13 protein-coding genes are annotated in these 14,637 nt (G+C 42.0%); 4 read left to right on the top strand and 9 right to left on the bottom strand.

Translation table 11 applies throughout. The features are described 5' to 3' along the window. Window positions 1-93: 93 nt before the first annotated feature. Window positions 94-918, bottom strand: coding sequence for an AraC family transcriptional regulator (locus KVY11_RS10960; protein WP_218288948.1), 825 nt, complete (start codon window positions 916-918; stop codon window positions 94-96). Between the two features lie 67 nt (window positions 919-985). Between KVY11_RS10960 and KVY11_RS10965 the strand changes: the two genes are divergently transcribed. Next, window positions 986-1,399, top strand: a complete 414-nt coding sequence (locus tag KVY11_RS10965; RefSeq protein ID WP_168158063.1) for a DUF962 domain-containing protein — start codon at window positions 986-988, stop codon at window positions 1,397-1,399. A 442-nt stretch (window positions 1,400-1,841) separates the two neighbouring features. After that, complete coding sequence (locus tag KVY11_RS10970; protein WP_218288949.1) at window positions 1,842-3,083, top strand: OmpP1/FadL family transporter; 1,242 nt, start codon at window positions 1,842-1,844, stop codon at window positions 3,081-3,083. Window positions 3,084-3,126: 43 nt separating this feature from the next. Here KVY11_RS10970 and KVY11_RS10975 read toward each other — a convergent pair whose 3' ends face one another. Both KVY11_RS10975 and KVY11_RS10980 read right to left on the bottom strand, forming a co-directional pair. Next, window positions 3,127-4,290: an alanine racemase gene (locus KVY11_RS10975; RefSeq protein WP_218288950.1), complete on the bottom strand. Its 1,164-nt coding sequence runs from the start codon at window positions 4,288-4,290 to the stop codon at window positions 3,127-3,129. Between the two features lie 183 nt (window positions 4,291-4,473). Beyond that, entirely contained in the window at window positions 4,474-5,754 is a 1,281-nt protein-coding gene (locus KVY11_RS10980; RefSeq protein WP_218288951.1) for a D-arabinono-1,4-lactone oxidase, read from the bottom strand. A 156-nt stretch (window positions 5,755-5,910) separates the two neighbouring features. Between KVY11_RS10980 and KVY11_RS10985 the strand changes: the two genes are divergently transcribed. Further along, entirely contained in the window at window positions 5,911-6,999 is a 1,089-nt protein-coding gene (locus KVY11_RS10985) for an AraC family transcriptional regulator (protein ID WP_218288952.1), read from the top strand. Window positions 7,000-7,077: 78 nt separating this feature from the next. Here KVY11_RS10985 and KVY11_RS10990 read toward each other — a convergent pair whose 3' ends face one another. The 6 genes from KVY11_RS10990 to KVY11_RS11015 form a co-directional block, all read right to left on the bottom strand. After that, window positions 7,078-7,695, bottom strand: a complete 618-nt coding sequence (locus KVY11_RS10990; RefSeq protein WP_218288953.1) for an ATP-binding cassette domain-containing protein — start codon at window positions 7,693-7,695, stop codon at window positions 7,078-7,080. 4 nt (window positions 7,696-7,699) lie between these two features. Continuing rightward, window positions 7,700-8,392 (bottom strand): molybdate ABC transporter permease subunit, encoded by a 693-nt coding sequence (modB, locus tag KVY11_RS10995; protein ID WP_010327198.1) that lies wholly within the window; start codon window positions 8,390-8,392, stop codon window positions 7,700-7,702. Continuing rightward, window positions 8,392-9,132 carry a molybdate ABC transporter substrate-binding protein gene (modA, locus tag KVY11_RS11000; protein WP_371315990.1) on the bottom strand — a complete coding sequence of 247 codons (741 nt, stop codon included), beginning with the start codon at window positions 9,130-9,132 and terminating at the stop codon, window positions 8,392-8,394. Before modA ends, modB begins: the two co-directional genes overlap by 1 nt. Before the next feature lie 279 nt (window positions 9,133-9,411). After that, the gene (locus tag KVY11_RS11005) at window positions 9,412-9,762 is read right to left on the bottom strand and encodes a winged helix-turn-helix domain-containing protein (RefSeq protein ID WP_087013338.1); all 351 of its coding nucleotides are present in this window, start codon (window positions 9,760-9,762) and stop codon (window positions 9,412-9,414) included. Window positions 9,763-9,846: 84 nt separating this feature from the next. After that, on the bottom strand, window positions 9,847-10,647 hold the full coding sequence (fdhD, locus tag KVY11_RS11010; protein WP_218288955.1) for a formate dehydrogenase accessory sulfurtransferase FdhD: 801 nt from the start codon (window positions 10,645-10,647) through the stop codon (window positions 9,847-9,849). A 91-nt stretch (window positions 10,648-10,738) separates the two neighbouring features. Continuing rightward, entirely contained in the window at window positions 10,739-13,150 is a 2,412-nt protein-coding gene (locus tag KVY11_RS11015; RefSeq protein ID WP_218288956.1) for an FdhF/YdeP family oxidoreductase, read from the bottom strand. Window positions 13,151-13,529: 379 nt separating this feature from the next. Between KVY11_RS11015 and moaA the strand changes: the two genes are divergently transcribed. Further along, window positions 13,530-14,537 carry a GTP 3',8-cyclase MoaA gene (gene moaA, locus KVY11_RS11020; RefSeq protein ID WP_218288957.1) on the top strand — a complete coding sequence of 336 codons (1,008 nt, stop codon included), beginning with the start codon at window positions 13,530-13,532 and terminating at the stop codon, window positions 14,535-14,537. The last annotated feature ends 100 nt before the right edge of the window (window positions 14,538-14,637 follow it).

The following is a 14,637-nucleotide window of genomic DNA, read 5'->3' on the forward strand; positions in this document are numbered from 1 at the left end:
CCTTCTCTCAACGTAAACTGATTCTTCGTAAAATAGCGAAACCTGTCTTGAATGATTCTGCTATTTCCGTGTGCTATCAAGCAACTTAACACGCTATGACGTCGATGGTGTTTTAATGGAGTCATTCACGAAGATGATTTTGCCTTTCAGCATCGAGGGTGCAAAATCAACCATACTGCGTAGAGTACGAGTAAAATGTGCCTGATCGGCAAAACCCGCTTCTAAGGCAATATCAATCAAACTTCGACCTGCTGCCCAGAGTTTAATGGCATAGCGAATACGCAACCAAAGAATGTAGCGCCGCATTGAAATCCCTAGTTGTTGGCTAAACAAGTGCATCAGCCTCGACTCAGATAGTCCCGTATGTGCGGCAACCTGAGCTACCGTGGGAATCTGCTGAGGTACAAGTTGTTGAATATAATGACAAGCTTGTAAAACGCGGGCATCCCATGGCAATACCTGCAAGGGATTTGGGTTTAACGTCGACAGCAGTGTTAAAATCAATTGTTTGGCATCATCAGGACTGAGTTGCCCAGCGATCAGCTTTTGAAACTGTGAATAAAACACAGCGAGGCAAGCAGCAGGTAAAAAACAAATCTGTTCGCCATTCAGCAATGGATACAAGTGTCCATAGAGTGCATGATCAGGATCAATCATGAGCGCAAGATAAGGCTGATGTTCTGAATCGGTACTGTGCATCACATTGGGTGCCATCACCACAATATCGTGATAACGACGTACTTGGTCGTCTAAAGTGATCGCAAAAGGTGTGCCCAAGCCAATTTGTAAAAGTGCTGGAAAATGGGCATGGGCATTATTCAACTGCTCATGAGTCACATACAAAATGACACCATCCCAAGTGTAAATTTTACTTTGGTGCGCCAACCCTAAACTCGCATCCTTGCTTTGCGATAGCATATTCGTTCAAGACCATCTTTGGTTTACTGTTTAAAACTACGCCTAGTAAACACTAAAGGAGTAGGACATGTTACAGAATACCCAAACCCAAATTAAAAACAATATGCAAGATTTGGTGAATAACGCCAATCATTCTTCTGCATTGGTTGCAAGCCCTGATGTGCAAATTAAAGGAAGTGATGGCCGTTATAAAACCTTAAAAGAATTCTATCCCTTCTATCTTTCTCAGCATGAAGACCCCACTTGTCGACGTTTACACTTTGTGGGAACCACCTGTGTGATCGGGATTACTGCGGCTGCGGCGATGACCAAAAATGCAAAACTACTCTGGGCTTTGCCTGTGGTGGGTTATGGATTTGCGTGGGTCGGTCATTTCTTTTTTGAACATAATAAACCTGCCACATTTACATATCCGTTTTACAGTTTCGTTTGTGACTTTAAAATGTATAAAGACATTTTATTAAAACGCGTCGATTGGTAAATAAAGATACGACTGTCTTATATATTTGTAGGGCAGTCCGTTTGATCGAAATCTGACGATTATTACTAAGATTATGCACTACAAACGGTCTATAAAAGCAACGCTCCTTAATAACATTAACTTAGCCGGCATCAATGTCCACTACACGGCGTCATCATCTGCTCTAATGAAAAGTGATCCACACTCGCCAACAGCTCAATCAAAGCATTCATTTCTCACAGGCTCAATTTATAAAATAAGTCCTTACTATTGACCGAAAATCCCCCCTTGAATGCTCAATTACAACCCTACTCTCCAATTCTTTTCAGTGATTAACTTGAGCTTGGACACCACTGTTTTAAAGTGGTGAGTGACTTTTATCAAGTTACTCCACACTAAAACATAGTGCCAAGAAGACAAACAATAGCGATTACAAGTCAAAAAATTCTCAAGGACGATTTACATGAAACTCAGCCCATTGGTGATTGGCATATTTGGAATATCCTCTTGTAGCTTGATCCATGCATCTGCTCTGGATCAATCCGGCCAGTCGATTCTGCCCTTTTTAGAAACAGGACATTATGCTGAAGTCAGCATTGCCAGCGTAGATCCAGATATTTCGGGGAAAATTCGCAACCGACCAGATTTAGTCAGTGATGTGACGAATCTCAATACTGGTAATATGGGAAATAGCTTTCAATATTACAATGCCGCCTTAAAACTACAGCTAACCGAAGACGTCAGTTTTGGCATTTTGTATGATCAACCATTCGGTGCCGACATTCACTATCCGCTGCAATCCAATAATACATTTTCAGATAATGAGTTCAGCCAACAAGGCACTTCGGTAAACGTAAATACCCACAATATCAGTATGCTTCTCGGTATCAGTCCATTCACAAACTTTCAACTCTATGGCGGTGCAGTTTATCAATCGGTAGAAGGTGATGTCTCACTCCGAGGCAATGCCTATGGCCCTCTTTTTAATGGATATGATGCGAAATTTAAAGAAGACCATGCAGTGGGTTGGTTAACAGGTTTAAGTTATCAACAGCCGGAGATTGCCTTAAAAGCAGCCATCACCTATCGTTCTAAAATCGATCATAAACTGCAAGTCACGGAAACGGTCTTTGGTGAACCTTTAGAAGCTACACTTCCACAGAAAACAAAAATTTCTACGCCTCAATCCGTCAATCTCGATATTCAAACAGGGATCGCTTCGAATACCCTCGCCTATGCCAATCTGCGCTGGGTTAACTGGAAAGAGTTTAAAATTCGCCCGACCCAGTTTGGTGCTTTGACCGAATACATCTCTTCAATTATCAGTGATGGTACTTATGTCGATGGCTTTGATTTAGACAGCTACCAGCACGATCAGTGGACAACAACACTAGGGATTGGACACCAATTCACCCCAAAATGGAGTGCATCAACAGAAATCAGCTGGGACTCTGGCACAGGTGATCCTGCATCTAATTTAAACCCAACAAAAGGCTCTTGGGGACTTGGTTTCGGTGCACAATTTAACCCTACACCCCATTACTTTATTGCAGGTGGAATCAAATATTTTTGGCTTGGTGATGTTGTTGCAGAAGATGGAACTTACCATCTGCCTATATCTGGTATTCAATCTACAGCAGAACAAGCAGATTTTAAGAATAATAGCGCCATCGCTTATGGTTTAAAAATGGGTTATCGCTTCTAAATTAAGTCCATAAAATAAAAGCCACTCGATTGAGTGGCTTTTATTATTCTCGAAAAGTTTGCCATGTTTCAAAAGCATGCTGTTTATACAGTTTTAATTCTGAAAACTGAGGAAGGATCGCTTCACTCTGTGTAGGCCTTAAAAAGACAAAATCATCCACTTGAATATCGCAATTTCTAGAAACATTGACCAACTCTTGATTACTGCTCCGCCCATACAATAGATGCGGACGACACTGATTGGGATAAACATAATCCGCCAGCCAATAACCACCATAAATAAACAGTGCTTTCGATTTATGCGGTAATTTATTCAATAAAGGCATTGCAGGTAATTGCGCAAAAGGCAGAACTTTTAGCACAGGAGTCGCAATCCATAACGCAGGCTGTAAAGACTTTAATGATTCATTTTCAAAGTCGCTGGGTTTGAGCAACATCGAACCAAAAGATAGATCATTACAAACGCTCTTTGAGACATGAAAAGTAAAGGTCGGACTACCGCCACCATTAAAACAAAGATCACTGTTCCAAAGTGCTGGAAACTGCGTTTGAATGACCTTTTGATAATTTAAATAAATCTGCTGCGACTCTTGATAGGCCTGATCTGGTTTTTTGATGATCGATGGTATTTTAGTGACATGCGCATCGTAGCCCATCAAGCCTGACAGTTTTAAATATTGTGGATATTGCTGGATTACACTTAACATTTCAGCGAGTTGCGTTTCAGACTGCACCCCACCACGATGTAAGCCCACATCAATTTCAATATTCACGTGCAGACTTATGGCATAGTCTTTGGCTATCTCTAAATATTGCAACAACCGTTCTTTAGTATCGACTAACCATTGGATATTTGCCTTTGTCCAAGCTGAGTTTTGTGCATAAAAAGTGCGAGCTGCTTGGGCAGGCATGGGCTTACCTAATAAAAGATCAGCTGCGGTGAAATTTTCTAATATCAACTCGATATGTGGCAAATGAAAAACCATAAAACGCTGTGTATTCAATTTCTCCGACAGCAGCTGGAGTAAATCGAGGCTGGCCAATGATTTGACCACTAAACGTGGTTTTAACTGTTTCGCCTGAACGAGCTTCGTTTGAATATATTGGAGGTTCTGTTGTAATGCAGCCTCATCTACAATCAGTTGGGGTGTCGCAATCCCTTGTGTTTTTAAGTCTAAATTGAGTGTTTTAAAATAGTGATCCAACATTCTTTTTGTCCTATTCTGAATAAAAGTAGTCAACTTAAACCAGCTTACTAAGCATATGACGTATTGCTAAAAGCCAAAGCCATCAACCTGAGCTTTAGTGTAGAGCTCTTCGTCAGGCTTATGCTTAGCGAACCATCCATCCCATACAGCCATACACTTTAGCCATATCCTGCTCACCACCAATCATCCCAAAAACAACTGCTCTAAATAAGGATTCAAAAACTTCCGCTCAGGGTCCAGTTTTTGACGTAGCGTAAGAAAATCATCCCACTTTGGATATAAACTTCGAAGCTGCATTGAAGTCATACTGTGCATTTTGCCCCAATGGGGCCGTCCCTTATATTTCTGAAAAATAGGCTCCACAATATCAAAAATTAACCGTGGGTCTTGCTTATGATATTGATGTACCGATATCGAAATAGAGTCTTGCTGATAAAACGGACTGATCCAAATATCATCCCCTTTAACAAAACGAAACTCGAGCGGAAAAAAGGTCGCAACCTTATGCTGTCGCAATGCCGCTAATACCTCTTCTAAGCAATCCAAACCGTCATCAACAGGAATCTGATACTCCATTTCATTAAATTTGGTATTACGTACTGTCGGAAAGATCTTACTTGACCAATCCACAGCTGTTGTTGGTTTAACAAAAGTGCCTAACAGCTTTTGCACATAAGGATTCAAGGATGGAACGTTTTTAATTAATTCCGAACAGACCGTTAACAACGTATCCTCAGACAGATAGCTTTCTTTACGGGGTTGTAGCTCTTCATCTGTCTCATCTAAGGTTTTTAACATGAGTTTTTCGGCATGGGAAAAAACAAAACATTCAATATGTCGATGCTGTTGCTTCCATTGCTGAATAAACTGCATCATGTCTGCTACTGTACAAAGCTGAATATGTTCCTTCAATTTAAAGCGCGGACGATTTTGCATGGTAATTTTGGTCAAGATACCCAAACTACCTAATGAAACACGTCCAGCCGCAAAGATTTCTGGATTTTCGGTGCGACTACAATTGAGAATTTCACCTGCAGCAGTTAATAACTCAAAATTTTCCACATAAGCTGAAATACAATGCAAGTCTGCACCTGTACCATGCGTTCCAGTTGAAACGGCCCCCGCAAGGCTCTGCTGGTCGATATCGCCTTGGTTCATTAAAGCTTGATTGATGGGCTCTAGATATTGATCCAAATTGTACAATCGAGTCCCTGCATAAAGACTGCAGCGACAGTGCGCTGTATCTGATGAGGACACACCAGAAATTTGGTTCAATGACACCAAAGTCGCATCGGTGCATACTAGGGGGGTAAAGGAATGTCCTGCCCCCACAACCCGTATTTTCGGGTGACTTTGTACAATATGCTGTAACTCCAATACATTCTCAGGGTGCAAAATGTGTTGTGGATGAGCCTGTTGAAGCCCTGACCAGTTCGACCACGTATATGTCTTTTGAGTTTTCATGGACGACTCACTCCACATTCGCCCAGTACATACACTTTACTCAACTGACTCATTTGATTTTCTTGCTTTGTCCAATCCTTTGGCTTCATTTGATTTTCCTTTCATCACTACGTTGAATTGATCTGCGCTTTGGCATATTGAAAGTTAAACAAAATTATGAGATACCAAAAAGGGTTGAATGATCGCTATTCAGGGGGGCAAAACGGACTTATGCCTAAACAGTCAAATTACACCGTTCATACACGGCAATATATCCCACCCACAATATTGGCGGGGCTGCTGCATTATGCAGAACAGCAGCATTGGGATTACAGCACGTGGTTCCAGCATTCAGGCGTGAATATCAATCAAATCCAGCAAGCCCATGGCTATGTGAGTTTTACTCAGTTATGTCATGTGATTCAAAATGCCTTGGCTTCGAGCCAGCACCCTAGCTTAGGCTTAAAAATTGGCAGTAGTGAAGGCCTGATTTCCATGGGTATTTTAGGTTTTGCCATGCAGTCTTGTAAAACTGTAGCGGATGCCTTAGAGATTGCTCTACGTTACCATCAAGTTTCGGGTAGTGTTTTAAACTTGAACTTTACAATTTCTGGGGAGAGTGTTGAATTAGAGTTCATCGAAAATATTACACCGACAAACCTCAAAATATTTTTCTGTGAGGAACTGCTGAGCAGCATCATGGCCTGTTTCAACGCCATGTTAGGCGATCATCAAGATATTATTCAGTTAGAGCTGACTTATTCTCCGACCACGCATCTTGCCGAATATCAAAAAATTGTCTCCTGCCCGATTCGGTTTAATGCAGACAGAAATGTCATTCGATTTAAACGAAGTATGCTAGAGCGCCCACTCAAAACTTATAGCCCTGCCAACTATGCAACTGCCATCCAGATTTGTGAACGTGCACAACAAGAAATTGATCAGCTCAATAATGCACAATATGCATATTTATTAGAACAGCTTATCGAGCAGCACCTTCCTGTGCGCTTTGATATGCAACTCGCATCAGACTATTTACAAATGAGTGAGCGTCATCTTCGACGTTCCTTATTGCTAGAAGGCATTAGTTTTCAGCAAATTCGACAAACCGTGTTAGAACGAAAAGCGAAACAGATGCTTGAAAATAATCTCTCCATTGGGGACATTAGCCAAGCTTTAGGTTTTAGTGAAGTACGTGAATTTCGTCGGGCATTTAAACGCTGGACAGGCCAAGCGCCGTCTGTTTATAAAAATAGTACCGAATAATCCTAAGCTGATACGGAGGCCCATTTTTTCTGTTTTTATTCGTTCCCTCTTTAAAAGTTGAAGCTGAAATGTGTTCAATTAAAGCAACCAAACTGCTTCGGTCAGCTGCTTAATTTCATCCATATCATGGCTGACATACAACATCGGGATATGGGTTTCATGTTGGACGGTTTGAAAAAAAGGAAGGATTTCCTGTTTATGTGCAGCGTCTAACGCAGACAATGGTTCATCTAATAATAATAAATTTGGCGAATACAACAGTGCCCGACCCAATGCAACTCGCTGCTTTTCACCACCTGAAAGCTTCGTCGGCATACGACTGAGTAAATGATTAAGTTTAAGCAGTTCAATAATATAATCGGGATCAAAACGTCGGCTTTCAGGCGGAATGCGCTTATAGCCAAACAATAAATTTTGCATCACCGTCATATGTGGAAACAGTTGTGCATCCTGAAAAACCAAACCCACATGACGTTGCTGCACGTTTAAATTAATCTTATTTTTCGCATCAAACCATGTCTGATGGTTGATTTTAATCCAGCCCTTGACTGGAGTGTTGAGTCCTGCAATGGCATGCAAAATACTGGTTTTTCCTGAGCCTGACGCTCCAAATAAACCAACGACAGGATGTTCAGATGAAAATGTCTGATCGAGTTTAAATTTGCCTAAATTTAACTGAATATGACAGTCAATCATCGTCTTAATGTCCTCGTTTGTTTTTCTGATAGCGATGGAACCACTGGGCAAACCATAACGCCAAAAATGCCACAGTTAATGACAGAATAATCAATCGCCAAACCGCTTGTTCTGTGTCGGGTTGCTGCATCAAGCTATACATGGCCAAGGGCAAAGTTCTGGTCTCCCCTGCAATATTACCGACAAAGGTAATGGTTGCGCCAAACTCGCCCAGACTGCGACAAAAACATAAAATCGCCCCCACCAATATGCCACTGCTGGCTAAAGGCAAAGTGACATAAAAAAAAGTGCCCAAGGAGGAAGCACCAAGCGTTTTCGCCGCCATTTCTAGCCGTTGATCCACCAACTCTATGGCCAAACGAATCGATTGAACCAAGAGTGGAAAGCCCATCACGGCTGAGGCCAAAACTGCGCCTTTCCAGTTAAATGCAAAATTGAGTCCAAAGGGCTCAAGATACTTACCCAGTATCCCGTTTCCTCCAAAAACCTGTAACAGCAAATATCCCGGCACCACAGGCGGCAGCACCAGCGGTAGAAAAATAAAGGTTTCAAATAAGGATTTGCCAAAAAACTCTTTACGTGCCAAAACCCAACCCACTACCAACGCAGGGATCAGGCTAAATGCCAAACAGGTTGCAGCCACTTGGCAGGATAACTTGAGTACCTCTATCTCTTCAGCCGATAAAGAAAACATCATCACTTAGCAGCAGATAAAACGGTAAAGCCATATTTTTTAAAGACTGCATGTGCTTGTTTACTTTGTACAAACTGATAAAACGCTAGCGCATCGGGATTATTTTTGACAAGAGCTAAGGGATAAACAATCGGGGTATGGGTATTAATAGGGAAAACACCAACGACGGTGACATCTTTACTGATAGCAGCGTCGGTTGCATAGACAATGCCAAGCTGACATTCACCACGTGCTACAAAGTTGAGCGCAGCTCTGACATCTTCAGTTTCAACCAATCTTGGTTCAAGTTTTGACCACCATCCCAACGCGGTCAGTGCCTGTTTACCATATTTTCCTACAGGGACACTTTTGGTGTCTCCTGTACAAAGCTTGCCTTGAAAGGCGGTAGAAGGATCAAAACTTTTATCCATTTTTATTTTGACGGGCTTAGCTTTTGGCGAAATCAGAACAAGACGATTACCCAATAAATTCACACGTTTATTCGGCACAATTAACTTTTTATTTTGCAGATAATTCATCCACTGTTCATCTGCCGAAATAAAAACATCCGCAGGTGCACCCGCTTCAATTTGCTTGGCCAAGGTCGACGAGCCTGCATAAGAGGTTTTCACGCGTACTCTTTTTTGTTGTTCAAACATTGCATCGACATCTGCTATAGCATTGGTCAAGCTGGCTGCTGCATAAACGGTAATGGCTTGCTCTGCATGTACCTGTGCCGCAAGAGCCAAACCACAACACAACATCGCATATTGCATGCACTTATTCTTAAAATTAAGCAGCACCATGTTCCCCTTAAGCATTATAAATTGACCGATATGTTTTAAAAAATATATGGATACACAAGCAACGTCAATTCTAGAAACAGATTATTTATCGTTCAAGTTAAAGTGTTTGTATCTTAATCACGTGACTGATACTGCTCTTACAATCGAGTGAGTAGATAAGAGGTTTTATCAAATAGAGGAAGCTTATTCATGTATGCCATGAATCAATATGAGAAGGATCTAGCTGACCTGACTAGGTTATTGTTTAAGGTGTCGAGCTATTTCTGCAAAATCCTGTTCAATTGCAAGGCGTGCTTTTATTTCCATCTGTCTAAATTGACTTAAAATACTTTCGCCCAAGTCTGTGAGTTTTGCCCCACCCCCATGCGTTCCACCTTTTTGAGTTTCGACCAATCCTGACTGAAAGCTATGATTCATAGTTTCAACCAACTGCCATGCACGGCGGTAACTCATATTCATACTTTTTGCAGCTTGAGAAATTGAACCTGTACGGCGAATTTCTTCCAATAACTCGGCCTTACCCGGCCCAAATGCAATGTCTTGATTGAGAAGTATTCTGAGCTGTAATTTTAATTTGACGTCCTGCATACATTCACTCAAATAAAGACCTGTCATCGACACAGATGACCTAAAGAAAAACCTTTTACTTTTTATACAGCAAAATTTTGAATATCAAGTATATAAAACAAAACCATCGCCGCGACAAAAACTCGCTAAGGTCAAACCTGACTGCTTTGCCATATTAATCGCCATACTGGTTGGGGCTGAAATACACGCCAGCAAGGCAATATTCAGTTGAGCACACTTACGAATCAACTCATAACTAGCGCGGCTGGTCATCACCACAAAACCTTGATTTACATCATAATGATGTTCTGCAATATAACCCAATAGTTTATCTAAAGCATTGTGTCGGCCTACATCCTCAAACAAAGCCACTATTTCCCCCGCTTCAACCCATGCAGCCGCATGTGCACCGCCCGTCATTTGGGTGATTTTCTGTCGGGTATTGAGTTGAGCAATGGCTTGGGGAATTTGAACTAGCCATCCCTCACAAAGGGCTGTGGTAATTTGAGGTAAATCCAAATGAAGTTGCTGCAAGCTTTCAATCCCACAGAGACCACAACCCGTGCGTCCAACCATCATCCGCCGATGTTGTTTGAGTGCCATAAAGGCCCGACTAGAAATTGTCATTTCGACTTGGATCCCAAATTCCGTTTCGTGTATGTCCAAAGAGTAAAGCTCTTTCAAACTCTTCAAAATACCTTCAGACAAGCTAAAACCTTTCGCAAAGACTTCAATATCAGCTGGCGTTGCCATCATTACTGCATGGGAAATATCATTATAAACCAAAGCAATAGGGTATTCTTGCACCACAAAATCAGATTGTTCAACAGCTCTATTTTCACTTAAACGCTGAATATCAACTGTTTCATAGCCCAGAGAACTCAACTTAGACCCCCGAATATCCATAATAATTTTCCAATCTTCCCTAAACACTCAACCCTTCAATCATGAAAAAAATGACACCTGCAAATCAGGCGTCATTTCAGCATTGAATCAACTAGCCTACTCGATTCACGATCTGATTGGCATCTTCAGGATCAACCGTTTGTGCCAAGTTGAAATGTTCAGGCGCTTGGCCTGCATGCAAAATCACAGGCACGCTTTTCGACGCCGGTATTTTGGCGTATTTATCATGGCTACTGAGTGCAACCAATGGATTGGTCTCCGGATAATAGGCTGCGAGGCTACCTCGTGGAATGTTATACGGGACGATACGGAAGCTTTGAACCACACGTTTAACACCGTCCGAATAAATACTTTCGATATCCACCCATTGATCTGCAACAAAACCAGCCGCAGCGATATCTTCTGCATTCATAAACAAGACACGGCGCTGACCAAATACCCCACGATAACGGTCATCGAGTCCATACAAGGTTGTGTTGTATTGGTCATGAGAGCGTGTGGTCATTAGAGTATAGACTTTGGCCCCTGTATATTGTTCAGCGTATTTATTCTCTTTATCGGCATACACTTCAGCCAACGGCGTAATTAAAAACTGTGCCTTGCCTGCAGGCGTATTCCATACATGCTGATTGGCTGGATGCTCTAAGTGGAAGCCACCCGGCTGATAGACACGTTCATTAAAATCATGGAATTCATCAAACACATCTTCAATCGAATCTCGAATACGGTCATAACTTTCTACATACCATTTCCACTTGATATCACTGTCTGGTAAGACGGCTGCCGCCATACGCGCCACAATGTCAGGCTCTGAAAGTAGATTCTTAGAAGCAGGCTCATTACGCCCTGCTGAAAGATGCACATTACTCATGGAGTCTTCAACACTCACTGCCTGCGGCCCATGCTGTTGCATATCAACTTCGGTACGGCCCAAACAGGGTAAAAGTAATGCCTCTTTACCACAAACCAAATGGCTACGATTCAACTTCGTTGCAATCTGTACCGTCAAATCACAACGACGTAAGCCTTCTTGTGTATACGGTGTATCTGGAGTGGCAACAGCAAAATTACCACCTAAACCAATAAAAACTTTTACACCACCTTCATACATGGCCTTAATGGTATCCACCACGCCAAAACCATGTTCACGTGGCGACTTAATGCCGAATACTCGGTCCAGACTATCCAGCAATTTTGGGCTTGGTCGTTCATTGATCCCCATGGTTCGATCGCCCTGCACATTACTGTGCCCACGAATCGGTGCTAAGCCTGCCCCTGGACGACCAATATGCCCTCTTGCCAACATTAAGTTCGCGAGCATATGTACATTCGCAGTCCCGTGCCGATGCTGTGTAATCCCCATGCCCCAACAGAAAATGGCCGTTTTGGCATCCAAATACATTTTAGCTAAAGATTCTAAATGCTCAGGGCTAAGTCCCGTATGTGCATGAATATCGGACCATGCAGTACGATCTATTTCTTCCATCATGGCATCGAAACCGACTGTATTCATTTCGATAAAAGATCGGTCAAACACGCTCTTTTTTCCTGCTGCCAGTGCTTGAATATCCCACTCACGTAAATGTTTCAGCATCCCGAACATGAGTGCATAGTCACCGCCCACGTTGGGTTGGAAATAATAACGACTAATAGGTGTACTGCCATTGGTCATCATCTCAACAGGTGCTTGAGGATCTTGGAAACGTTCTAAACCACGTTCTTTTAAGGGGTTAATGGCAACGATATTGCCACCACGACGCGATACTTCACGTAAAGTCCCCAACATCCGCGGATGGTTGGTGCCCGGATTATGCCCAAAACTGAAAATCGCATCGGCGATATCAAAATCGTCTAAAGTCACCGTTCCCTTACCCAAACCAATTGAGTCACGTAGGCCAACACTGGTGGTCTCATGGCACATATTGGAACAGTCTGGGAAGTTATTGGTACCATAAGCGCGGACAAAGAGTTGATACAGAAATGCTGCTTCATTACTGGCACGACCCGAAGTATAAAATGCCGCTTGATCTGGATGATCCAAGGCATGTAAATGTTTTGCAATTAAGGCAAAAGCATCATCCCATGAGATGGGCACATATTTATCTGTCGCGCTGTCATAGCGCATTGGGTCGGTTAGACGACCTGAATCTTCAAGCAAGAAATCACTCTGTTCAGACAGCCAACTGACCGTATGGGTTGCGAAAAATTCAGGTGTAACACGTTTTGAAGTGGCTTCAAAGGCAACGGCTTTTGCACCGTTTTCACAAAAGTTAAAGGCATGTGCATCTTTCTTTTCAGGCCATGCACATCCTGGACAGTCAAAACCCGTGGGTTGGTTAATATTGAGGAGCGTAATCGCACCTTTTTTGAAAACTTCCTGTCTCTTTAAGTTTCTTGCAACACTTAACAACGCACCCCATCCACCCGCAGGATTGGTATAAGGTTCTATTCGCGCATAGCTGGTTTCTTCATCGTCATGCTTTTTCTCTTCAGTGTTTTCCATCTCACCGCCCTCAATATTTATCTTCGGTAAAAAGTTCTGCAATGATCAATTCACTGTTCGTTTTGCTCATAGCATTCGTAAGCGATTTGGATTTCTCATCCTTTTTTTGTTGTCCATTTCTTATTCATCATGCCTACATTTCTTGGCACAATTCCAAAATACTTCTGATCAAAAATATCCCCCTTTTGGTATGCAATTTCAATAGATGAATTATTACAAAAGACAATGACTTGATGGATCGTGTTCGAGGAACACCCTCTCATTTTTTGAAAATGAACGAACTAAACGACTTCAAGGCGCCGTTTGATCTTTGAAATAAAACATTTCATACTCTCATTTATAAAAACTAAATCGTATGTAAATACGAAGTGGAGCGACTATGGACGGTTCGACGACTACACGCTTAGAACATAGGTCAGCGCAACTGATCGATCAATTTGGCCGTCATAAACATAAACTCCGAATCTCACTGACAGATCGTTGTAACTTTCGTTGTAGTTATTGCATGCCCGATAGGCCGGAATGGTTGGCAAAAAAAGACATCTTAAGCTTTGAAGAGCTGTTAAACTTTTGTGAAATGATGGTCAGTTTAGGCATTCGGCACATTCGTTTAACAGGTGGGGAGCCTTTAATGCGTCAAGGCGTAGTCAATTTTATTGATGCTTTGAATCGGCTCAAGCCACACGGTTTAGAACGTATTTCCATGACCAGTAATGCTTTCTATTTAAACAAGTATGCACGAGCGCTAAAAGAAGCAGGACTAGATGATCTCAATATCAGCCTCGATAGCATTCATGCAGACACGTTTATGAACATGACCAAACGTCCGATAGCACCTGTTCTCGAAGGCATTGCGGCAGCACAGCAAGCCAATCTGCCGATAAAATTGAACTGTGTTTTAGTCGCAGGACAAAATGATCATGAAGTGCTTGAACTGACTCAATGGGCTTATCAGCAGAAGATCGCATTACGTTTTATTGAATATATGCCTCTAGATCAACCTGAGCACTGGCAGCCTAAAAAAGTTATCACTGAAGATGACATTATCCAAACACTTAAGCCCCATTTTCAGATTCAGAAACAACCCAGACGACATGACCCTGCAACCATTTATATGCTTAATGATCAGTACACATTAGGCATTATTTCCACCATCAGCAAACCATTCTGTCAAAGCTGTAACCGTTTACGTATCACTGCAACGGGAGAGCTTTTTACCTGTTTATTTGCCAATACCGGAACACCGCTACGTCATTTACTTCAACAAAAAGATCCCGCTTTATTACAAGCCCAGATTCTCAATGCTGTGTGGCATAAAAAAGCGGGGTTTATTGAACATCAGCACGCCCCAACGCGCAAAATCAGTATGCATGCCATAGGGGGTTAATCAACTAGTTAATTTTGAGTTTGTCAGTCATTCGACTGTATCCGCTTTTATTTTTGTGTTATCTAAATACGTCATAAACTTTTTCTCTTGATTGAACAGT

It is taken from the genome of Acinetobacter sp. CWB-G5 (assembly GCF_019209785.1).
Classification (GTDB): Bacteria; Pseudomonadota; Gammaproteobacteria; order Pseudomonadales; family Moraxellaceae; genus Acinetobacter; species Acinetobacter johnsonii.

What these genes read in the sequence shown, in the direction of transcription:
- KVY11_RS10960 (WP_218288948.1), bottom strand. Translation starts at nt 918, where the DNA reads ATGCTATCGCAAAGCAAGGATGCGAGTTTAGGGTTGGCGCACCAAAGT.
- KVY11_RS10965 (WP_168158063.1), top strand. Translation starts at nt 986, where the DNA reads ATGTTACAGAATACCCAAACCCAAATTAAAAACAATATGCAAGATTTG.
- KVY11_RS10970 (WP_218288949.1), top strand. Translation starts at nt 1,842, where the DNA reads ATGAAACTCAGCCCATTGGTGATTGGCATATTTGGAATATCCTCTTGT.
- KVY11_RS10975 (WP_218288950.1), bottom strand. Translation starts at nt 4,290, where the DNA reads ATGTTGGATCACTATTTTAAAACACTCAATTTAGACTTAAAAACACAA.
- KVY11_RS10980 (WP_218288951.1), bottom strand. Translation starts at nt 5,754, where the DNA reads ATGAAAACTCAAAAGACATATACGTGGTCGAACTGGTCAGGGCTTCAA.
- KVY11_RS10985 (WP_218288952.1), top strand. Translation starts at nt 5,911, where the DNA reads ATGAGATACCAAAAAGGGTTGAATGATCGCTATTCAGGGGGGCAAAAC.
- KVY11_RS10990 (WP_218288953.1), bottom strand. Translation starts at nt 7,695, where the DNA reads ATGATTGACTGTCATATTCAGTTAAATTTAGGCAAATTTAAACTCGAT.
- modB (WP_010327198.1), bottom strand. Translation starts at nt 8,392, where the DNA reads ATGATGTTTTCTTTATCGGCTGAAGAGATAGAGGTACTCAAGTTATCC.
- modA (WP_371315990.1), bottom strand. Translation starts at nt 9,132, where the DNA reads ATGTTGTGTTGTGGTTTGGCTCTTGCGGCACAGGTACATGCAGAGCAA.
- KVY11_RS11005 (WP_087013338.1), bottom strand. Translation starts at nt 9,762, where the DNA reads ATGCAGGACGTCAAATTAAAATTACAGCTCAGAATACTTCTCAATCAA.
- fdhD (WP_218288955.1), bottom strand. Translation starts at nt 10,647, where the DNA reads ATGGATATTCGGGGGTCTAAGTTGAGTTCTCTGGGCTATGAAACAGTT.
- KVY11_RS11015 (WP_218288956.1), bottom strand. Translation starts at nt 13,150, where the DNA reads ATGGAAAACACTGAAGAGAAAAAGCATGACGATGAAGAAACCAGCTAT.
- moaA (WP_218288957.1), top strand. Translation starts at nt 13,530, where the DNA reads ATGGACGGTTCGACGACTACACGCTTAGAACATAGGTCAGCGCAACTG.